Raw genomic sequence first — 20,783 nt, forward strand, 5'->3', positions numbered from 1 at the left:
CAAGCACAGGTTTTCTGATGGCTGATGGCTGATGGCTGATGGCGTTGGTGCACGGATCTTTTATTGGTGTGGGTTTAGGCAAGCGGTAACCGCAATAGCCTTTGTAGCGTAGCCATGCCTTTCAAACACAATACCAGCCGCCGCCATCGTATTGAGAAGATGAAGTTCAGGGTGACGAACTGGCCAGAATATGAGGCAGGACTTCGTCATCGCGGCAGTTTGACCCTGTGGGTGACGCCGGAAGCCCTGTCCAGGTGGCAAGCGCCAAGACGCAAGACACGTGGCGGCCAGCACCGCTATTCTGATCTGGCGATCGAGACCACCCTGACGCTGGGCCTTGTGTTTGGCCTGCGGCTGCGCCAGGCAGAAGGCTTGCTGGAATCGGTTCTGCAACTGATGGGGCTGGCGCTCGCTGTCCCCGATCATACCACCCTGAGCCGTCGGGCGCGGACATGGCAATCGCCCAACAAACGGCATGATCGCCAGGTTCCGCCGGAGGGACCAGTGCATGTTCTTGTCGACAGCACCGGCCTGCAGGTCTACGGCGCGGGTCAGTGGCTGGAGGAGAAGCACCGCGCCAGATCCCGTCGCAGTTGGCGCAAGCTGCATCTGGCACTGGATGCCGACAGCGGCAAGATCATTGCCCATACCCTGACTGATCAGGACACTGGCGATGTCTCTCAAGTTGAGCCACTACTCGACCAGATTGGCGGTCCGATCGGACAGTTTACTGCTGACGGCGCCTATGACAGAAAACCGACTTACGACGCAGTCATCGATCATAGCGCTGCCGCCGCAATCGTCATTCCGCCTCGCGTCAACGCGGTCGAACCATTCGACGATAGACCTGCCGGCCAAAGGGACCAGCATATCGCCGCAATCGGCAGAGACGGCCGGATGAAATGGCAGGTCTCCAACGGTTATGGCAAACGCTCGCTGGTCGAGACCGCCATAGGGCGATACAAGTCCACCATCGGGCGGCGTTTGCGGGCACGGTCGCTTCCCGTTCAGCAGACCGAAGTCGCCATCGGCTGCGCCGTCCTCAACCGCATGCTTGCCTGCGCACGCCCGAAATCCGCCCGCCGCAAGGCGGCCACGGCATAGTCTGCCGCTTCAAAGATCGACATCCGCTCAAGTCCGAACCCATGCACCAACGCCCTGCTGTACCCGAAGATCCGAAGATCAGGATCAAGCCCCAGACCGTATTCACGATGCCAGATATAGCCGATCGGAACACTGAGGCGCAGTTCCCCCCGCCGCGCTTTGGCGCGAGCCGCGTCAAGCATGCGCGTTCGCAATATGCCGAGCTCAAACTCGCTGATGCTGCCCTTCATGCCCAACAACAATCGATCGTTAGGCCGACAAGGATTGTACACCCCGTCGAGATCTATGACGCGCGCTTCAACCAGGCCGCACAGTTCCAGGAGGTGGTGCCAATCCCGCCCGTTACGGGAAAGGCGCGATGCGTCGAGGCAGAGCACTGCGCCAACTTTGCCTGTGCACAGGCCGCTCACCAGTCGCTCGAAACCAGGGCGGTCGACAGCGCCGCTGGCGGTCCGACCAAGGTCATCGTCGATCACCTCGACATCATGGAATCCCCAGCGGCGCGCAACATCCACAAGTTCATATTGTCGCCGCTGGCTTTCCAGGTTGTTCTGGACCTGACCGGGGGTCGACTGTCGAACGTAGACCACAGCTTTGCGCTTCAGCACCGTCGCTGGAAGGAGATCATTGCCCGTCATCGCTCGTCTCCTTCGTCGCGACGCCGGCCGCGGCCATCAGGAGGGTCGCCAGCCTGGCGACAACAACGCTTCGTTCCGGGTCGCTCAGGCCTCGCATCTGCGGCGTATCGAGCGGCATGCTCATCTGCTGGGTCAGCATCGGTGGCGACGAGGGTCGTGGTAGTGCCTTCATGGCGCGCCTCCTGGATGGCCGTGAGTCCATCCGTCGAAGTCTGCCTGAAACCGCGCTCGGTAAGCAGTCTATGAAGCTCTACAAGTCCAATCACCGCAACGCGCGGTTCGCCCATCTCCATGTCGGCGCAAAACGCCCGATCCAGCATCCACTCTGCGACCTGAATGATCTCACCCGGCCTAATCTCGACCCGAATGATCGAACCGTTAGCCCGATCCTCCCGACCTTCATGCCGAAAACGGCCGCCATAATATGGATGCCAGCGATAATGAAACTCTACCATCTGCCCGACATGGGCAGAATGACCCTGCGATGACCACCGGCAGAAAATCCTGGCTGTTCAGCGATACCGTGGATGGAGCCAGGGCCAGCGCCGTCATATACAGCCTGATGCTGACCTGCCGCGCCTGTGGCGTCGAGCCCTTGGCCTACTTGCGCCACGTCCTCAGCGAATTGCCGCAGCGCGCCACAGACGCCGACATCACCGACCTGCTGCCCTTCAACTTCGCCAAAACCGCCGCTGCATGATCCGATGCAGCTGTCTGACAGCGACCCCGTCAAACGGGCCGCGTCAACGCGCATGGAAATGAGCGCTTACCCTAAACCACACCAATAAAAGATCCGTGCACCAACGCCGCGGAATGACACTGTCCTCCACGGGCACTGAATCAGGAGAAGGCCACCGCCCGTTCCGGTGGCCGCTCTCTATGCCGAGGGCACGGAGCCGGCCTGCGCCCGTCTCCGCCGATCCCGGTAACGATCGCTTGTCCAGCGGCTGCTTGCGCACCCGGCACTGAGGCCCGCTCCGGGCCACATTGCTTGTTTCCGCGCCATGACATCGCCGGCCAGGCCGGTCAAGCGGCCCGTGAAGGTGGAAAATCTTCCGCGCCAGTCCGCGAGCGGACCCGAGAAGATCCCCCACCTTCCGCACCACGCCACTTGACAGTCCCGCCCGCCGCCGTGGGGCGGGCTTTCGCCATTCCCCCGGAAAGACCGGGGAGGCTTCGCCCGAAAGGGCTTTCCCTTCGGGAAACACACACTCAGGACTCAGACCATGACCGAACTCGCAAACTTCATCCGCCTCAACGAGGACGGCACCTATCTCGATGGCGTCGTGCGCTGGCGTCTGTGCTAATCGAAACCACGTTCTTCCACAGGTGCAATCTTGCTTCTGTCAAATAAAATCACCTCGTACGAGCTTCCATATTCCGTCTTCACTCCATCCAAGCCGTATCTCTGCGCCAAGGTAGCCCATGCGCCTAGTTCATCAGGTTCCACTTGATCACCCTGCTCGTCCATGACGGCTAATTTGAGGGGCTCTTGCGCCTCGATAACAAAGTACTTTCCAGAACTACCTGCATAGCCGCGTGCCGCGTTTACATCGTTTTCTGAGGTCATCCAAATTGCTTCGCCCGTGTGCCCGCTTTGCCCCGAACCGCCCCACACCCCATCCCTATTAGCGTGGTTGAACTTTGTTCCCGCCGGAAGTTCTTCCATCTTCTTCCTCTCCCAACCAACTGAGGCTGCCTGATGTATGTGGTGAACGGTTTGCCCCTTGTCCTCAGCCGAAACCTGACTACTCGGTACGAGGACGATCACGGTCGCAGCAAGGATCATCCCCTTCCAGAAAGACGGGGGATGCACTCGATGAATCGGGATGGCCGCGGTGGCGGTCTCTTTCGGTGAGGATCTCATGTAAGGATTTCCTTGTGCTCGTTTGTGAATTGTCCGCCATCGGCGTTGGTCCGCGGATATGAAATCGAACGCATTTCGATCTTTAATGTAGTTGGTTATGCCTGCGTGACTTGACGCCGGATAGACTCCGGGCGTGCCCATGCCAGCATGCGGTTGAGAACGATGCAACCGATGGCAACCTCGGTCTGTGGAGCCGGAAGAGAGCGTGCTCGCAGGCGCCGTCCGATCAGCCCCTTGTATCGTCCGATGGCTGTTTCGCTCAGCGCCCGCTTGCCGTAGCCGGTGGCTGCCTGCCATTTCAGCCGACCGTCGCTTGCGATTGCGGCAATGTGCTTGTCCCTTTGACCCGGCGGTCCGGTATCACCGCTTTCCACCGCCGTGGAACGCGGTGGAATGACGATGTTCGCGGTTGCGCTGTGCTGCAGGATAGACCGATAGGTTGGCTTGCCGTCATAGGCTCCGTCGGCTGTGAACTGGTCGATCTCGCCGTCGATCTGATCGAGCAGCGGTGCCACCTGGGAAGGATCATCCGTGTCCTGATCTGTCAGCCTTTGGGCAATGATCGCGCCACTTTTGGCATCCACTGCCAGATGCAGCTTGCGCCAGTTGCGACGTGATCTGGCGCCATGTTTCTGCTCCAGCCATTGCCCGGCGCCGTAGACTTTCAATCCCGTGCTATCGACAAGCACATGCAGCGGGCCGTCCGGCAGCGGCGGGTTTCGTCGGGCTGATGGCTCCCACTTCTGTGCCCGACGGCTCAGCGTCGTATGATCTGGAACTGGGACTTTCAGCCCCATGAGATCCAGCAGCGAGTGGAGCAATCCCTCGGTCTGGCGCAGCCGCATTGCGAAGACGCAACCCAGCGTCAGCGCTGTCTCAATGGCGAGATCGGAATACCGGGCTTGGCCGCCGCGGGTCTTGCGTCGCGGAGCGCGCCATCCCGCCAGTGCCTCCGGCGTTACCCATAAGGTCAGGCTACCACGCCGGCGCAGACCTGCTTCGTAGTCACGCCAATTCGTCACCCTGAATTTCATCTTTCCGACGTGATGACGACGATCTGCGTTGTGTTTGTACGGCATGGCACTCGCATCAAGCTGATTTCGATCCTGCCTGCCTATCGCCAAACCGTTGACAAAGGATCCATGCACCAACGCTGGTCGGCGCCAAAGGAGCCGACACCCGCTTCATCGTCACCAATCTGGCCAGTGGCAAGGCCAAGGCGCTCTACGAGGACCTCTACTGCCGGCGCGGCGCGGCCGAGAACCACATCAAGTCCTGGAAGACGCATCTTGCCGCCGACCGCACATCCTGCACAAGAGCGACGGCCAACCAGTTCCGGCTCTTCCTGCATGCCGGCGCCTACTGGCTAATGTGGGGCCTGCGCGCTGCGATGCCGAAACGCTCGAGCTTTGCCGTCGCCCAATTCGACACGCTGCGATTGCGCCTCATCAAAATCGCCGCGCGGGTGGTCGAGATGAAAACGCAAATCCGCCTGCACCTGCCGACATCCTGCCCCGACCAGCGTATTCTGCGCATCGTCCTCGATCGCATCCCCAACTCGCGACATAACGATGGGGCGCAGGCGCCCCGAAACGAACCCGCCGACCGCAACCTGCAAACCCCGCCTGCCTTCACGACGGATCATCGCCGGCGCCCGACGAGGCTTGTCAAAATGCACCCCGAGGGCGGCCAGATCGCCGAGGCAGGCCGCCGAAAGCCGATCGCCGTGCATCAAGGCGGCTAGCCGGTTAGCTACGGCGCTGTCGCTTCCGCCCGAGACCATCGCCCACACCGTTCGGCTGTACTTCCGCTCTCATTTTCAGCCGGGCGCCTAAATGTAACGTTGCTGGAGCGCGGCATTGCCGAATCCTGACGAAGTACGAGACTTTGCTCGCCGGCTGCTGGTTGAGGCTTATAAAGACCATCTGACATCTCGATGAGCTCGTGGTCACGCGTTGATCAGGACGGGAATGCGACGGGATTATCGAGGCCGCCGCAATGCCGAAACTGCCACGCACCTGCTTACCTGATTGCCGATAAAAGGACCGCGCCCAAGGCGCACGATGATCGATGCATCGGCAAAGCGCCAGGTGGTGCCGCAAGTCGAACATCGTTCTCACACGGTCTGAACAATCGCACCGAGAATTCGCATGCTGCTGCAAAAACCGAACGGGCCATCCCGGCCAGCGATCCAGAGTCGGTTTACAACGGTTCGCGTCGGTCTTCCCAGACCTGCGAAACCACCTTGTCCGGACTGGTTTCCACGCGATCATGGCCGGCTTCATACTGACTAGGCGCGGTCCTCCGCCCCAACCGGCCCGGCCGTCCTTCGACAATCGCGTGCCCGCCCTTTCTCGTGGATTGTGTCAGGGTCCGTTGGGGTCTCGTCTGATCATCGAGCGGTTCCGCCGAATGATGTCTCCCGAGGTTCCAAGCCGAACAAATGCTGTCACCATTGAACGAAACTGTCGCATATCGAACAAACAAACCAGATTCCAAACATTTGCCCTTCGTGCTCAGCCTGACGCCCAAAAACAAGAAACGCGACGCGAATGAGACTGGCCAATTTGAGGGTCAGCGCGCAGCTCACGTCTTCAGCGTGGCACGTGACTTGCACAATCGACTCTGAAAGCGGTTGTGACGGTCTGCCGATAATAGCGGAGATGACTATGGCCATGGCTCAGAAATGCGATTCCACGGGCCAACTAACAATTTTGGCTGACGAGTAGCGTCGAGCGCAGGGCGCCGACCCAGATCAGTGTGACGGATAATGGCGGAGAAGCAGCGCTATGCCATTCTCCTTCGATCATGGGCCTGGTGAAGGGCTCATTCTTGGTCGCCCGCCCCCTTTTAATCTTTGAATGGAGATCAAGAATGAATATCAATAGCCTTCTTGTCGGCTCCGCTGCGGCCCTGACCGCAATTTCCGGTGCGCGCGGCGCCGACGCCGAGCTGGGACCCGCTGAACACGTCAAGATCTGCGACGTCTACGGCGCTGGCTACTTCTACATTCCCGGCACCGAGACCTGCCTGCGCATTGGCGGCTATGTTCGTCATGACATCGGCGCCGGCGACCTCGGCTCGAATGACGGCGCAAGAATTTCAGCTGTGAGAACTGGCGAGGATCGGGGAACATGGCGGAACAACACGCGCTTGGCATTAAAAACCTGGACGGGCCAGGAGACCGACCTCGGCACTTTTAAGACCTATTCCGAAACCCTTTTCAACTTCGGCAACCGCAACTTTTATCCGGGTCCGGATAGTCCTCAGAACTATGCCATCAACAGTGAGGTCATGTTGACTTTCGCCTGGGTTCAGCTTGGTGGCCTGCGAGTTGGTAAGGACTGGTCGGCCTTCGACACCTTTATTGGCCACGCCGGCAACGTTCTCAATGGCAAGCTTGCTCCTTACGGCGACGCTGACACCAACGTAATTCAGTACTACTTCGACGCCAGCAATGGCGTTTCGACTTTAGTTTCACTCGAGGAAGGCTCGAGCGCAGTCGGTACTATCGACAGCTATGTTCCGCACGTCGTCGGCGGCATGCGGTATACGCAAGGCTGGGGCGCGATCACTGGCGTTGTCGCTTATGATAGCAATTACGGGTCGGTGGCCAGCAAGGTCCGCCTTGACGTGAATGTCACCAGCGAACTTTCCCTATTCGGAATGGTCGGCTACGGTTCCAACGGCAAGCTCAACGATGACTCCACTAACCTCATCGACGCCCACGGTCGTGGTTTCTACAAGCAGTGGGGGGGCACCTGGGCCTTCTGGGTCGGCGGCGCCTATTTGCTAAACGAGAAGACGTCGTTGAACCTTCGACTATCGGGCGATCAGTTCAAGAACTATGGTCTGGCTGCCAACGTCGCCTATACGGTCGTGCCAGGTTTTACAGCGACGGTCGAAGTCGACCATTATCACTACGGCAATTTCGGCGTCGGCATGGTCGACCCTTCCAACGTGAATTGGACTAACGCCGACAAAAAGAACAGCGTCGGCGGCATCGTCCGTTTCCAATACTCATTCTAACGGACTGAAAAGCTGCATCTCGGTGTCCTATTGAGCGGACCTATTGCCGCGTCCGTGTGAGCGAAAGCGAGTGTTAGCAGGGTCATGAGGAACTCGAAATTGCGGGATCTCAGCCGATAGTGCGACAGCTCAGTCCCAGGAATTCTAAAACCCCGTGTTGCTCTGGTTGCTTTGCAGCACGATCTTGACGACCGGTGCTGTACTGGTTCATTCAGAAGTTCCTGCTGCGCGCGATACTCAGGTGAGAATTTGCCCTTGCTGCTCAACCGGAAGACGCGGTCGGCGTGGAGGCCCGTCCCGTTCGGGAGGCCGCTGCGCAGCACAGCGCGCCGTAGGAGACAATCGGCTGGCCAGAGAAGCCGCTACGCGCATTCCAGCGCATCGCCCATAATCAGACGGTAACGACACAGCCGCGTTCCTGTTCGTGCCAGTGAACGATGCCAGTGCTACGGATCTTAGTCGCCGCGGCAGCCATAGCGCCAGGCGGCGCCCGCCTTGCTGCGAGCTCTGCTGCAGGCTTGTCATTGTATCCCCCGTTTGAGTCGCAATGATAAGCAACCGGCCTTTCCCGGTCGCTGCGGTCAACGAGCAGCAGCCATCTTGGGGAAGGTAATGAGGAAGGCGCCGTTCTATCATTGTCTCTCGTGCGAATGATTGACGACCAGGTTGTGGAGGTCCAGCAGGTCTGGCTGCCAGCTCTGCAATCGCCGAACCAGCGCCCGCGTGCCGTCCACCACAAAGAGGCCGCAATCACGAGCGTTCCGCTGCTGGGCCATGCGGGGCCGCCCGCCTGATGAGCCGTCGAAAAATACAGATTCCGCGGCCAAAGCGGAACGCGCAAAGACACAGGGGGGCGCAGCGGCAAGGATGACAGTTATCAGCAGGGGACGGTAACTGTTGCAGACCTCACTACATGGATAGCCAAGAACTCCGCTGGCCCGATGAGGGTCGGCGTTCCGCCGCCGAAATGGACGTCGCTCACGGGCAGCGGCTGCGGTGTTTGCTCAGAGGCCAAACGCATCTCGTCACGCACCACCGCCGTATCTTGGCGGGTGATGGTGGTAGGGAAGCCGCAATACCAGCACACCGATCGGCAGAACGGAATGTGGAGATAGAGCGACACTGAGCCGGCAGGTCCCTCAGCCATTCACCATGAGCCCTGGCACTGACCGCCGCGGAGAACTCCGGCACAGTCGGATAGATGGTGTACCAAGGCAGGCGGGCCTCTCGATATCTGGTCAGAAACGGTCACCGAGGTCGCCTTGAAACCACCAGAGCCGGTTTCTCCGCGCTCAGATGGGGCGGCAGCCTGGTCAGTGATCGCCGCTCTCGACGCTCTGATGACCCAAGCGCAAGCTCCCGGCCGCGGCACGAGCATCAGCCTCTGGCCGCGGCGCGTCACCCTAGATGGGCTTGATCGGGCCCGCCCTTCGGTGCGAACACATCATGCCACCGGCAGGGCAGCGTGCGACTCGCCGCCTGGCTGAAATGCGAATGCATCCATTATGTGTATACCTACGATCCGAACATTCGATTGTTCAAGTCACTTCTCGAAAGCTAACCCTTCGTAGCCACGGAATCATGGGGTTCTCGAGGGCGACCTCGGCCTAACGAATGCAGGGGCCGCACGTAGGTGGACGATGCACAGAGAAATTGCAGGCGGAGTTGTGGCATTTTGGGTTGACCAAGCGGCATTTCGGCCCGTCAACTCGTCTTCACATGTTCCATCCCCGCCTATTGCAGGAGTGCGGCTTCCACGCTCCTGCGATTACCCGTCGGAGAGAGGGTTACGAATACTGCGACGAGTTGCGCGACTTCTGCTGTCGCACCATCCCATAGCGGTCGGTCACCTGTCCTACCTTGATAGGAGATGAAATGCGAACGCTGCTCGTTGACCATCATGCGGATCTTACGCGCGCCGTGCGAGTTGCGCTCGGCGATAGCGGTTTCGCCGTTGACGTCGTTGGTACACTGGAACAGGCGTCGAGTGCATTTTGTTGCGCGAGCTATGAAATTCTTCTGCTGGAGTTGGTTCTGCCGGATGGCGATGGTCTGGATTGGCTGAGGCGGCTAAGGAGCGACGGACATTCAGTTCCTGCCGTCGTGATGAGCAACATCGACCATCTTGAGCAGCGAATTGCGGTTTTCAATGGTGGCGCGGACGACTTTCTGGTCAAGCCGGTGTTTACGGACGAACTCATCGCCAGAATGCGAGCTGTTCTGCGCCGGTCGACACAGATGACCGACCCGATCATCGTATTTGGCAATCTCCACTTCGATCCGATCGGCCGTCAGGTTTCCGTTGCTGGTCATCCGCTGATGGCCGCACGCCGTGAACTATGTATTCTAGAGCATCTGCTCAACCGTGCAGGCCGCATCGTGCCGCGTGCGCACTTGGAAGATCACCTCTATTCGTTCAACGATGAAGTATCTGCCAACGCGCTTGAAGTCGGAATCTATCGCTTACGCGGACATCTCAATAGGTCAGGTGCAACGCCACGGATCAAGACCGTGCGCGGCATTGGTTACATTCTCGAATGTCCGACTAGCGCGACATCCGCATAGTTGGTCGAATTGAAAGAAAAGACTGCCTTGAAAATCATTCCAACTGGTCATGCGGGCACTGATCCGCGGCCGCCGCTCATCGTCGGCCAGAGACCTATTTTTTCGCGCTACTTGAGCCATGTCCTCTGCGCGCTCATTTTGTTTTCTCCCCTTCCCGCCACTGCCCAGAACAAGCAGGTTCAAGCGGCACCGCGTGCCGCTTCCAACAGCATCAACGCCACGCTGAACCTTTCCTCTTCGCTCGGCAAGACAGTTCATTTGCCCGCGGCAGCCGCGACTATCTTTGTTGCCGACCCGGCGATCGCCGATTATCAGGCACCCTCAAGTAAAACCATCTTCGTATTTGGCAAGAAATCCGGGCAAACGAGCCTATTCGCCCTGGACGAAAACGGCGAGGCTCTCGCTGAGTTTCGTATCGTCGTCACGCAACCGATCGGGGAACTGCGCGCCATGTTGAGGGACCAGGTCGGCGACTATCCGATCCGAGTCAGCTATACGCCGCGCGGTGCCATCTTAAGCGGTACAGCGCCCGATGCCGAGACCGTCGACACGGCGAAAAGAGTTACTGAGCAATTTCTCGGGGACGGTGCGCAGGTCGTCAATAACATCAAGGTCGCTGGATCCTTGCAGGTTAACCTCAGTGTCCGCGTAGCGGAGGTCTCCCGTAGCGCGATGAAGGCACTCGGCATTAACCTGTCCGCCTTCGGTCAAGTCGGCAATTTCAAAGTGGGTCTATTAAGCGGCAAAGGTGCTGGCGCTGGTGCGGCGAATGGGGGCGGTACAGCAGAAATCGGATTCGACAATGGTGCTGTGAACGTCGGCGCGGTTCTCGATGCGCTCGCCGAGGAGCACATCGCTTCCGTGTTGGCCGAGCCAAACCTCACCGCTATGTCAGGTGAAACTGCCAGCTTCCTGGCCGGGGGCGAATTTCCCATCCCTGTCTTGCAGGAAAAGGGGCAAGTCTCGGTTGAATTCCGTCACTTCGGCGTCAGCCTAGAATTCGTGCCAACCGTTCTCAACAACGACCAAATCAATATTCGCGTAAAGCCGGAAGTCAGCGAACTATCGTCTCAAGGGGCTGTTCAAATCAACGGCATCTCCGTGCCGGCAATTTCCACCCGCCGTGCCGACACGGTCGTCGAACTCGCCAGCGGGCAGAGCTTCGCGATTGGTGGACTCATCAGGCGGAGCGTCAACACTGATATCAGTGTTTTTCCTTGGCTGGGCGAGTTGCCGATCCTTGGCGCCCTGTTTCGTTCGTCCTCATTTCAAAAGCAAGAGACGGAACTGGTTATTCTGGTGACGCCTTACATCGTAAGGCCAGGATCGAACCCCAACCAGATGAGCGCACCGACGGACCGGATGGGGTCGCCTTTGGACCAGGGGGCCACTCTGACGAATTCGTTGGCAAGTCCGCCAGGAGACCAGCGCCCTAGTCCCCGCACTGGTGCGTCAGGCGCTAAGGGCGGCCTCGGCTTTATCATTGAATAGCGGTCTACGAATGACGTTGCGGATCATAAGTCTGGTGGTCACTCTGACGGTAAGCGTAAGTGGCTGCACAAGCACCGCGCCGATTGTCGAGCCATTGGCACCGATCCTTATCGGGCAGGAGACCACCGTACTAACGTTACACAGCCTTCGCGCTTCCGAACGGCGGCGTTTGCGCGTTTTCCTTGAAACGGCAAGTCACGGCCGGCGCGATGCCCTTCACCTCCTTATCAGCGGGGCGTTCGGGCTCAGCGCAGAGGCCGTCCATGAGGCCAGGCAGATGGGCATCGGCGCCTACAACATCCATTTGCTCGACCAAACCAACGGCGGCGCAGTGCGAATAGAGGCGATTGTCTATCGTGCCCGCCCTCCTGTTTGTCCTTCGTATTCCGGCCCTTTACTCAATGACAAGTCCTTCGACCAGACGCTTGGCTGTTCGATACGCCATAACCTGGCGGCAATGGTCAGCGATCCGCGCGATTTGCTCGACAACAAGGCTGTCAAACCAAGCGATGGTGATCGTGCGGCTGTACCAGTAGCCAGATACAGGACCTTCGCGAAGGGCAATGACGGCTGATGTCAAGTCGTCTCGTCTCTACCTGGTACACCCTGGCAGCTGCTCCAGCACCTACGCGCGGACCCATCGGATTTGGCGCACGATCATCGCCTCATCGAGGTCGTTGACCTGCGACGATCCGGATGGAAAACAGCTGCCCCCTTACCACACTAGGGCGCACTTGAGTGGACGTTGCAGGCTCGCGACTTTCCTTGGTGAGACAGCCGCTACTGTCACGCTGATGGTGTGAACGGAGTTGAGAGGATCCGCTCCAAGGCACCTTTTGAGGCAAGACGATGGCATGCGCACTGAGCGGACTCTTTGTTGGCGTTTTAAGCTTCGCGTACCTGAAGTGCCACCGCTTGGATCAATGGCCAGGCGCCCAAATATTGGCCGGTTCGTGTCGAACAAGATGGCGCGGCGCCGTGCTCCAGGCGGCGAGTGTTGCGGGGCCGGCGGTGCCCCATGGCCGCCGGAGGATCACTTTCTTCAGCGGGCGCTGCGCCTCAGCTTGATGGCGCCGTGCGTCGGCGCGCCCGAGCTGGCCGGCGCCACGCTTAATTTTCTGCCGCAATCGAGAACGCGTTGTCAAACCCAAGTCGCATTGGGCCTTGATGATCGCTCTGCTTTGGCGCGCACAATCCCCTCTGCCGGGTTCTTTTGTCGAGCTCTCCTTCTCACCCGCCCGGTGTGACACCACTTCAAAGGCGCAGGTCAGCTGGATCAAGCCGGACCTGCTCTAGACACTTTGGAATAGATGGCGATCTGGCGATCTTCCAGGCGCGCCGGTCAGATCGATAGCGCCGCGGCAGCAAAGTTTACGCGGCCGCTGATTGGCAGGATGGGGGATCGCGCCGAGGAAGCGCAATCCGTTTATCAGGCCACGTTCTGAGATAATTGCGGCGTGCTGATCGGGCTAGGAATACCTGCGGCGGGGATCGGTTCCGCATTCAGGCGTGCCTGCAGATTGTTCAAATACTCTTCTGCATAGGTTTGCGCCGTTGAAAGCGGCAGATTGATGCCGGCCGTCGCAGCCTCTTCCATTGCCTTCCTGATGAGCCCGTTGCGAATCGCGAGTTTGACCTGGGGGCCGGCGACAAGACTGACCGCCTGCGCTGCGACACCGAGGCCAGCTTCTAGCAGCGCCTGCTTCATATTGCCTCCGGTAATAGCTGTACGGACAACATTCAACGCTTGCGCCTCGCACGCAAGCGCCATCGATGCGAGATCGGCCACTTGGCCCACGGCCGGAATGAAGCTGAGTAGACCAACCGCCGTCGCAGTCCAATCAACCACTGTCGAGTACACCTTGAGCACGTCGCCGACTGTGTGGATGAAGGCCCCGCCGTTCTTTTTGGAAGACTTGATATCGGGCTGGTCCGCCGCACCCATCATCATGTCCGCGACGGCCTCCTGCTCTGCAGCGGCTTCAGGCACATGGGTTTTCGTTTTCTGAACGGTGCTGTTCGCAACAGACATGTTGCCGTAGAATTGCGCGAAGTCTTTTTTGCTGATGTTACCGGAATCGACCGTATGCCCGCCGCCGAAGTCGAAGAACTCATTGTGGGTCTTATAGCCCGTAATTGAATTGTTCAGCAAACCGAACAAAAGCGGATCGGAGAGTAACTGCGAGGCCGTTTGGCGTACCTTCGGATCGAGGCTCTTGTCGTCTGCCATGCTCGCCAGCCTGTCACGAGTCAGGTCACCGCTCCCAAAGAAGGCGCGCTGATTGCTGTTAATCATCTTGAGCGTGTTCAGCTCGGTGTGCGTGAGGCTCATTGACGATGTAGCGGCTTTGAGGAACTCGTCTTTATGGACCGTATCTGAACCACCGCACAGCTGCTTCCAGGCATCCGGGTGATTTAGGAAGTGTTGAGCAGCCGCAATGACCTGAGGCGGACATTTGCCGGTTTTCGCTTGGCCGTCGACGATCCGCTTGAAATCAGCCAGGCTTAGATCCTTAGGCAGGTCGTCGGAGTACCGGTAAAGCTCGCGCAATGCATCGCTCAAGGTCATGACCGAAGGCTGAGCATTTCCGGCGCTGTCGGATGGAATGTAGTTCTGCTGGTAGCTTTGCGCCTGCTGGTCCTGAAATTCGGCAACTTGTGAGTGATGGTGGGAAAATCCAGACAAATCGTTCGCCGTGATCTTGCCTCCACAGCGACCATCGCCCTGCGATCCGATCGCGTAAAAGAGTTCGGGATCCTGCTGCAGTCCTTCGATCGCCGCTTTCAGATCCGGCGGCGTAGAGGGATCATTGGCTTTATCGCCAAGCGACTCCCAACTGAGTGGGCATTGGTCCTTGTGACGGTTCAGCACTGCCACGATCTGCAACTCGGCCTTGGTTAGCGAGCCGCCGTTCCACGTGATTCTCGAGCTTGGCACGGGAGCCGGCGATATGAAATCGGAGGCGATCGTAGGAGGCTGCGGGGCCTGATCCATCGATTCGATTGCCGCCTTCATATGCGACGGCAGCAGGTCCAATGGGTGCTGCCGCAAATCTTCCAACGTCGATTCGACATCCGGCGCCAGCGGACCCCGGAGCGCGCCAGGATTGGTCATGTCTCCGAGCAAGTAGGTGGACAGCATTGCCTCGAAGGACGATGCGCTTTGCTGAGTCTGCAATACCGCGGCAGAAGGCTTTAGGCCCGACCATGCCTGTACGGGCTGTGGGAGATTCGAGGTGATGGATGATGAAAGGTTGCTGGCCGACATTGTGCATCCTCAGACGTGACGTTGAAATCCCAACAAAGGCCTCATGCAAGCCAATGTTTCACGAACGTTCCGAGCGTTGGCCGGTCGCCAAAATGGCCCCTAGCAGTGCCTTTAATTGCTCCGCTCGTTGTTAGCCCCAAGGTCAATTCCAGCCAAAAGCCAGCGACATGGGGCTTCCGATTCCCATCATGAGCGGCTTAGCTTTCGAGAAACTGACGAATTTCAGAAGAATTCCCAATCATGAGCGGCCGACGTGATGATTTCTCCAGAAGCTGCGGCGTCTCCTTAGATGTCATCTCTGGCTCAGCTCAGGCTTCCCTGCAACGCTATCCGGTTGCGGCACGTCAGAAGAATAAGAGACTTCCGGTTGTCCGTTACGGACGACCGTGGTGGAGGAACCCCGAAACAATATCAGTACCGATTCCCTTGGCGGCGTCTCAGCGACGTGAGGCTGCGCCTGCGCCTCGGCCACAAGGCCGTTGAACGTCTGCTCCACGAGCGCGATGAAGCGCGGTGGGCCGGAAACAAGGACGAGGCCATTTCCGGGCGTGGGTCTCACTACATAGCGGTCATCGGAGATGCCAAGCCTATCGAGGGCGCCGTTGAAGGCATCGAAACGAACCGAAGTGAGCACAAGCATCCGAGTTTGCGCTTCTTTTGCAGCGGACACATAGAGCACAAGCCCATCATAGTACCATTGGAGATGGTACAGGTTGGTCAAGCGGTCCAGGAACTCGCGCGGTGGTAAATCCGGCATACGCCCGCGAATCCGCCCCTTCACCTCGGCGCTGATATTGACCCTGATGTTCAGGTTGTTGCCGAATTCCTGCAACGCGGCAGTGAGATCCTGATCTAGAACCGTATACCTATAGGGTGTCGAGGGAAGCGATAGGGGGGCGCCGACAGTTGTTTGGATGCCGGCGGAGAGAAACAACCCGACACAGAGAAGTCTTTTCACGCTGTGCAGGATGGTGGATCGTATGAACGTTCTTGGCATCTCGCCCTGATAAACCAAAGGATGGAATTTTCACAAGTCACCAAAGTCGTCAAAGTGACTTTAAGTGACCAACCGACGCTCCCGTCAGCTTGTCGTCAGCTCGCCTCCCTAAGGGATTGACTCAACAGCGGGCGATGAACCGGCTGGACTCATCACACGTTAAAGAGAAGCAATCGAGTCCTTGTATGATGATGCCTGTCACGTCGATCCCTGCCAGTGTTACTGACAGTCTCTCCAGGGTTGGCTCACCGTCATTCGGCGAGCAGGCCCAGTTTGACCACGCTCTAGCCCAGGCGGCTGCCTCGATGAAAAACGATACCGCTGCTGCGGCGCCTGTTCCTCCGCCCTTGGATGTTCAACGTGCGACCGCGCAGACAAGTCCACTGGGACACCGCGTGCTGCAGGCGATTTCTTCGATGCACGGGGACAATGCAGTTACCTCTGCCGCGCCCGACCATCAGGTAGTCCTTCCGAAGGGCGCTCTACCGGGTGCGGCTGAGAGGCTTCCGGTCGAAGGTGGGGCAACGGGGACGTCGGACGTTCCGCGAGCAGGGGGTGACTTCGAAGCGATGGTTGCTGGTCTGCGGGATCTCTACAACGGCGTTACCCAGGTTGCCCTTGTTTCCAAAGGTGTCAGCGGCATCACCTCATCGGTGAACAAACTAATAAAAGAAGGATGAACGGCGCGAATGATTGGCTTAGCCCATGGCGAAATCATGCGTAGTCGCTCGTCTGGTCGGCGATCGGTTCATTTTGTCGTGCTGCCACTTCTCTTCGCCTTGAGTGGTTGCAAGGTCGATCTCTACGCGCAATTGCAGGAGCGCGAGGCGAATGAGATGCTCGCGCTTCTGATAGACAACGGAGTTGACGCGGTCCGGGTTGCCGCTAAGGACGGGACCAGCACGATCCAGGTTGACGAAAAGCGGCTTGCCTTCTCAATCAACCTCTTGAATGCCAAGGGGCTGCCGCGCCAGTCTTTCAAGAACATCGGCGAGATATTCGAAGGATCAGGACTGATTGCCTCGCCGACCGAGGAGCGCGCCCGTTACGTTTATGCTCTGAGCGAAGAGTTGTCGCGCACGATCAGCGATATCGATGGCGTCTTCTCAGTACGTGTTCATGTCGTTCTGCCGAATAACGACCTGTTACGAGCGGGCGGCACGCCATCCTCGGCCTCGGTCTTTATTCGGCACGACGCCAAAGCAAATCTTTCCGTTCTGCTGCCGAAAATAAAGATGCTCGTCGCCGACAGCATCGAAGGCTTGTCCTACGAAAAGGTCGAAGTGGTTTTGGTGCCAGTGGAGCGGTCCGTACATGAGCAACCCTCCGTACCGGCGACTGCGTTGGCCCAAGCGTCTAAATCCTTTCCCGCGCCACTTCTGGCGATCGTGATGGGTGTTGCCGCAGCTGTGTTCGCTGTGGCGTGCTATCTCTTAGCAAGTGTTCTTCGGCATCGGCGCAGGCAATCATCGGGCGAATTATCCAAGATCGGGGGCCGCTCGGGTGTTTCCGCTGTCGAGGCCATTCGAAAAAAAATCATTGGCCGTGCGGCATAGAGGATATTCTCAATGCCCATTTCGATGCAGACTAGCGATCGCGATCATTCGCCGCAATTACGTTCCGTGTACTGGAGCGAGCTTGCTGCTTCGGCCCATCCGACTCGTCTTGCCGCCTGTCTGGATCCGACGTTATCGGCTGCGACAGTGGTGCAGTTGCAGACCTGTGCCAGGCTGCAGCCAAAATTGGCAGAATTGCTGCTTGACAATGACACGGATTCGAACGGATGCTGCTGGGGGCCGGATCTTCTGCAGGGGCATGACCCGCGTCGGGCTGCCCTCTTTGCGGGCAGTGTTTGGCATGCTCGTTCGCTGCTGAAGCTTGTTTCACAACGTCACCTCACGGTGCTAGTTGAACATATCGGCGCTGATGCGCACGCTTTTGGCATCCGACATCTGGCGTATGCGATCACAGGCAGTTTGATCGCTGATCCGAAAAAACTCGCGCTCCAAATTGAACACGATGGACATGCCTGCCTTGGTGCTTGGCTCGATCAGAGTCCAGTGCTTGAGCGTAACCGAGTGCTTCTACGGTTGCCCCTCGGGACAGCCGCCGAGAATCCAGCGCCCGAGCACGGCAATGCCTCAGGCCAGTTGTTTTCGCTCGTGCTAGCCCATTTTGAGACGGAGATCCCGGCGCCATGACAGCCGATGTTTCCGCGGCGCCCGTCGCACCGCAAATGCGCCCAGTTGGGCCACTGATACCGGCAAGTGAGCTCGAAATCTGGCAGTGCGCCGCAGAAGCGCGCGCTGCGGCAGAACGGCATCAGCAGCGGGTTCGCAGTTGGGCACGCGCCGCTTATCAGCGTGAGCGGGCGCGCGGCCAAATCGAGGGTTTGAATGCAGGCGCGGAGGAATTGGCACGGCTGATTGCGGGGACAGTCTCCGAAGTGGCGCAACGAAAGGCGGTTCTGGAGCAGGAACTGCCACAGCTCGTGATGGAGGTCCTAAGCGATATTCTGGGCGCTTTCGACCCGGGTGAGCTGTTGGTGAGGGCTGTTCGTCACGCCATTGAGCGCAAATACAGCGGCGCGGAAGTTTGCCTTCATGTATGCCCCATGCAAGTCGATATGCTCGCGCGCGAGTTTGCTGGATGCGACGGAAGGGAGGGTCGGCCGAGGGTTCGGATCGATCCGGATCCGACGTTGTCGCTTCAACAGTGCGTGCTGTGGAGCGAGTATGGCAATGTCGATCTGGGACTTGACGCACAGATGCGCGCGCTGCGTCTCGGCTTCGGGTTGCTGTCTGAGGAAGGCGAACCGTGACCACGCCGGTACCAGAGCATAATAATTTCGCTGGCATCCGGGCTCCCGATCCGGCGATCTCGTCTTTGAGGTCTGCAGCAAAGCAAATCGACACGCGTGTGGTGCGCGGACGGATCACGCGGGCTATCGGTACACTGGTCCATGCTGTCTTGCCGGACACTCGTATTGGGGAAATTTGTCTCCTACAGGATCCGCGAACCGGACTGTCGCTGGAAGCCGAGGTGATCGGCCTGTTGGATGATGGGGTGTTGCTTACGCCGATCGGCGACTTGGTCGGCCTGTCCAGCCGCACAGAAGTCGTGGCCACCGGACGAATGCGTGAAGTGCCAGTCGGCCCCGATTTGCTCGGCCGCGTGATTGACAGCCGTTGCCGTCCACTTGACGGCAAAGGCGAAATTAAAACGGCCGAAACTCGTCCGCTGCGCGGCAGGGCACCCAATCCGATGACAAGGCGCATTGTTGAGCGGCCATTCCCGCTCGGAGTCCGTGCCCTGGATGGTCTCCTAACATGCGGCGAGGGCCAGCGAATCGGGATCTATGGCGAGCCTGGTTGTGGCAAGTCGACGTTATTGTCGCAGATCGTAAAAGGTGCCGCCGCTGACGTTGTCATAGTCGCCCTCATAGGCGAACGCGGACGTGAAGTTCGTGAATTCATCGAGCGGCATCTTGGGGTGGCCGGCCTGCGCCGTACGGTCGTTGTCGTTGAAACGTCCGACCGCTCAGCAGTGGAGCGGGCGCAATGTGCTCCTATGGCGACTGCGCTCGCCGAATATTTTCGCGAACAGGGACTACGCGTCGCTCTCATGATGGACTCGCTGACGCGCTTCTGCCGCGCCATGCGAGAAATAGGCCTCGCTGCTGGTGAGCCGCCGACCCGACGGGGCTTTCCTCCTTCCGTCTTTGGCATGCTGCCAGGCCTGCTGGAGCGGGCCGGCATGGGTGAGCACGGCTCGATCACGGCCTTCTACACTGTGCTTGTCGAAGGTGATGGCACAGGTGATCCAATCGCCGAGGAATCGCGCGGCATTCTCGATGGCCATGTCGTCCTCTCACGCGCTATCGCGGCGCGATCGCATTTCCCCGCTATCGATGTGCTGCAGAGTCGCAGCCGCGTGATGGATGCGGTCGTTTCTGGGACACATCGCAAGGCAGCATCCTTCTTCCGCGATCTCCTGTCGCGCTATGCCGAGAACGAGTTTTTGATCAATGTCGGCGAATACAAGCAAGGCGGCGACCCCCTAACTGACCGGGCTGTCGCGTCGATTGGCGAGCTGAGGGAATTTTTGTGCCAGACCGAAGGCGAGGCATCGCATTTCGAGGAGACGGTCGCATGGATGTCGCGTCTGACCGCGTGAATCGTGTTCAGGCCTCGAGGTTACGGCTCCTGAAGGAAATGCAAGAGCGTGGTGCCCGTAGGGAGCTGTCCAGGAAGGAAACCGAGCGCCATATGGCCACCTTAGCCGTACACAATGCCTCGCAGGGGCTTGCAATCGCGCAGCAACATTGCGCTTCGGCCGAAGCAGCGCTCTACCAAGAGCTGATGACGCTCGACAGCTTGTCCAGCGCAGCACTCGACCGTCACGACCTTTGTATTGACCGGCTTGCGGCTGAGATCGCTTTCAAACGCCAGATGCTTGATGATGCACGCCTTGCTCAAGAAAAGGCCGAGATAGCGGCATCTGAGAAGAGGGAGCTATGGGTCAGATGTTCGGCGGCAACGCACAAATGGCAACAAATCGACGATGACGTCAGGCGCGCCGTCGATATTCAGTCGGATGCCGCAGGCGAGATAGAGGCCGACGATGAAATGTTGCTTCGGTATGGGCGGGTTTCTCTCGCCCAGATGTCCCGCAACCAGATCCGATAACCGCAGGTTCTGTGAATGACGCGCTCGTACAGTTTAGAGCCGCTTTGGTAACCACTGTGGTCAGACCCGCTATACTCGAACCAGCGCTAACACTGTCGCACGAGGTCGCCTCGTGGCTCAATGATATAGCGACTTC

18 protein-coding genes and 4 pseudogenes are annotated in these 20,783 nt (G+C 58.8%); 14 read left to right on the top strand and 8 right to left on the bottom strand.

Annotation, left to right across the window (positions count from 1 at the left end; translation table 11 throughout):
- The first annotated feature begins 114 nt into the window (after positions 1 to 114).
- A complete protein-coding gene (locus AC56QX_RS39030; RefSeq protein WP_497118595.1) occupies positions 115 to 1,104 on the top strand; it encodes an IS5 family transposase in 990 nt (329 codons plus the stop codon).
- 68 nt (positions 1,105 to 1,172) lie between these two features.
- Here AC56QX_RS39030 and AC56QX_RS39035 read toward each other — a convergent pair.
- Both AC56QX_RS39035 and AC56QX_RS39040 read right to left on the bottom strand, forming a co-directional pair.
- Positions 1,173 to 1,742, bottom strand: a pseudogene (locus AC56QX_RS39035) (recombinase family protein); the annotation flags it as partial.
- Positions 1,729 to 1,914 (bottom strand): hypothetical protein, encoded by a 186-nt coding sequence (locus tag AC56QX_RS39040; protein WP_497118596.1) that lies wholly within the window; start codon positions 1,912 to 1,914, stop codon positions 1,729 to 1,731. The gene AC56QX_RS39040 and the pseudogene AC56QX_RS39035, both read right to left, overlap by 14 nt.
- On the opposite strand from AC56QX_RS39040, the gene AC56QX_RS39045 reads away from it, so the two are divergent.
- Entirely contained in the window at positions 1,913 to 2,230 is a 318-nt protein-coding gene (locus AC56QX_RS39045; RefSeq protein WP_497118597.1) for a hypothetical protein, read from the top strand. The genes AC56QX_RS39040 and AC56QX_RS39045 overlap by 2 nt on opposite strands.
- 2 nt (positions 2,231 to 2,232) lie before the next feature.
- Positions 2,233 to 2,442: pseudogene (locus AC56QX_RS39050) on the top strand (transposase domain-containing protein); the annotation flags it as partial.
- Positions 2,443 to 3,045: 603 nt separating this feature from the next.
- Here the strand turns inward: AC56QX_RS39050 and AC56QX_RS39055 are convergent.
- Both AC56QX_RS39055 and AC56QX_RS39060 read right to left on the bottom strand, forming a co-directional pair.
- Entirely contained in the window at positions 3,046 to 3,609 is a 564-nt protein-coding gene (locus AC56QX_RS39055; RefSeq protein ID WP_497118598.1) for a hypothetical protein, read from the bottom strand.
- A gap of 95 nt (positions 3,610 to 3,704) precedes the next feature.
- Entirely contained in the window at positions 3,705 to 4,688 is a 984-nt protein-coding gene (locus AC56QX_RS39060) for an IS5 family transposase (RefSeq protein ID WP_497118599.1), read from the bottom strand.
- A gap of 53 nt (positions 4,689 to 4,741) precedes the next feature.
- On the opposite strand from AC56QX_RS39060, the pseudogene AC56QX_RS39065 reads away from it, so the two are divergent.
- Positions 4,742 to 5,164 (top strand): annotated as a pseudogene (locus AC56QX_RS39065) (transposase); the annotation flags it as partial.
- 1,319 nt (positions 5,165 to 6,483) lie between these two features.
- A complete protein-coding gene (locus AC56QX_RS39070; RefSeq protein ID WP_497118600.1) occupies positions 6,484 to 7,638 on the top strand; it encodes a porin in 1,155 nt (384 codons plus the stop codon).
- Between the two features lie 916 nt (positions 7,639 to 8,554).
- Here AC56QX_RS39070 and AC56QX_RS39075 read toward each other — a convergent pair.
- Positions 8,555 to 8,880: pseudogene (locus AC56QX_RS39075) on the bottom strand (radical SAM protein); the annotation flags it as partial.
- Positions 8,881 to 9,513: 633 nt separating this feature from the next.
- Between AC56QX_RS39075 and AC56QX_RS39080 the strand changes: the two are divergent.
- Genes AC56QX_RS39080 through AC56QX_RS39090 form a run of 3 tightly spaced genes read left to right on the top strand, consistent with a single transcriptional unit; the run spans position 9,514 to position 12,268 of the window.
- Complete coding sequence (locus tag AC56QX_RS39080; protein ID WP_497118601.1) at positions 9,514 to 10,203, top strand: response regulator; 690 nt, start codon at positions 9,514 to 9,516, stop codon at positions 10,201 to 10,203.
- Between the two features lie 27 nt (positions 10,204 to 10,230).
- Complete coding sequence (locus AC56QX_RS39085; protein WP_416361697.1) at positions 10,231 to 11,694, top strand: type II and III secretion system protein family protein; 1,464 nt, start codon at positions 10,231 to 10,233, stop codon at positions 11,692 to 11,694.
- A gap of 10 nt (positions 11,695 to 11,704) precedes the next feature.
- Positions 11,705 to 12,268, top strand: coding sequence for a CpaD family pilus assembly lipoprotein (locus tag AC56QX_RS39090; RefSeq protein WP_258581019.1), 564 nt, complete (start codon positions 11,705 to 11,707; stop codon positions 12,266 to 12,268).
- Positions 12,269 to 12,614: 346 nt separating this feature from the next.
- Here the strand turns inward: AC56QX_RS39090 and AC56QX_RS39095 are convergent, their stop codons facing one another.
- The 3 genes from AC56QX_RS39095 to AC56QX_RS39105 form a co-directional block, all read right to left on the bottom strand.
- Complete coding sequence (locus tag AC56QX_RS39095; protein ID WP_258581020.1) at positions 12,615 to 12,974, bottom strand: hypothetical protein; 360 nt, start codon at positions 12,972 to 12,974, stop codon at positions 12,615 to 12,617.
- A gap of 149 nt (positions 12,975 to 13,123) precedes the next feature.
- Entirely contained in the window at positions 13,124 to 14,962 is a 1,839-nt protein-coding gene (locus AC56QX_RS39100; protein ID WP_497118603.1) for an HrpF/NolX family T3SS translocon protein, read from the bottom strand.
- Positions 14,963 to 15,254: 292 nt separating this feature from the next.
- Positions 15,255 to 15,959 (bottom strand): secretin N-terminal domain-containing protein, encoded by a 705-nt coding sequence (locus tag AC56QX_RS39105; protein ID WP_475461241.1) that lies wholly within the window; start codon positions 15,957 to 15,959, stop codon positions 15,255 to 15,257.
- Between the two features lie 305 nt (positions 15,960 to 16,264).
- Between AC56QX_RS39105 and AC56QX_RS39110 the strand changes: the two genes are divergently transcribed.
- The 6 genes from AC56QX_RS39110 to AC56QX_RS39135 are packed head-to-tail and all read left to right on the top strand — an operon-like array spanning position 16,265 to position 20,647.
- Positions 16,265 to 16,639 carry a nodulation protein NolB gene (locus AC56QX_RS39110; RefSeq protein ID WP_497118604.1) on the top strand — a complete coding sequence of 125 codons (375 nt, stop codon included), beginning with the start codon at positions 16,265 to 16,267 and terminating at the stop codon, positions 16,637 to 16,639.
- 9 nt (positions 16,640 to 16,648) lie between these two features.
- Entirely contained in the window at positions 16,649 to 17,515 is an 867-nt protein-coding gene (gene sctJ, locus AC56QX_RS39115; protein ID WP_497118605.1) for a type III secretion system inner membrane ring lipoprotein SctJ, read from the top strand.
- 12 nt (positions 17,516 to 17,527) lie between these two features.
- Complete coding sequence (locus tag AC56QX_RS39120) at positions 17,528 to 18,160, top strand: nodulation protein NolU (RefSeq protein WP_497118606.1); 633 nt, start codon at positions 17,528 to 17,530, stop codon at positions 18,158 to 18,160.
- Positions 18,157 to 18,780: a type III secretion system stator protein SctL gene (sctL, locus tag AC56QX_RS39125; RefSeq protein WP_183455251.1), complete on the top strand. Its 624-nt coding sequence runs from the start codon at positions 18,157 to 18,159 to the stop codon at positions 18,778 to 18,780. Before AC56QX_RS39120 ends, sctL begins: the two co-directional genes overlap by 4 nt.
- Positions 18,777 to 20,135 carry a type III secretion system ATPase SctN gene (gene sctN, locus AC56QX_RS39130; protein WP_497118607.1) on the top strand — a complete coding sequence of 453 codons (1,359 nt, stop codon included), beginning with the start codon at positions 18,777 to 18,779 and terminating at the stop codon, positions 20,133 to 20,135. The genes sctL and sctN overlap by 4 nt, the downstream gene beginning before the upstream one ends.
- Positions 20,111 to 20,647, top strand: coding sequence for a hypothetical protein (locus tag AC56QX_RS39135; protein WP_258599962.1), 537 nt, complete (start codon positions 20,111 to 20,113; stop codon positions 20,645 to 20,647). The genes sctN and AC56QX_RS39135 overlap by 25 nt, the downstream gene beginning before the upstream one ends.
- Positions 20,648 to 20,783: the final 136 nt, after the last annotated feature.

The organism is Mesorhizobium sp. RCAM 06353 (genome assembly GCF_059683585.1).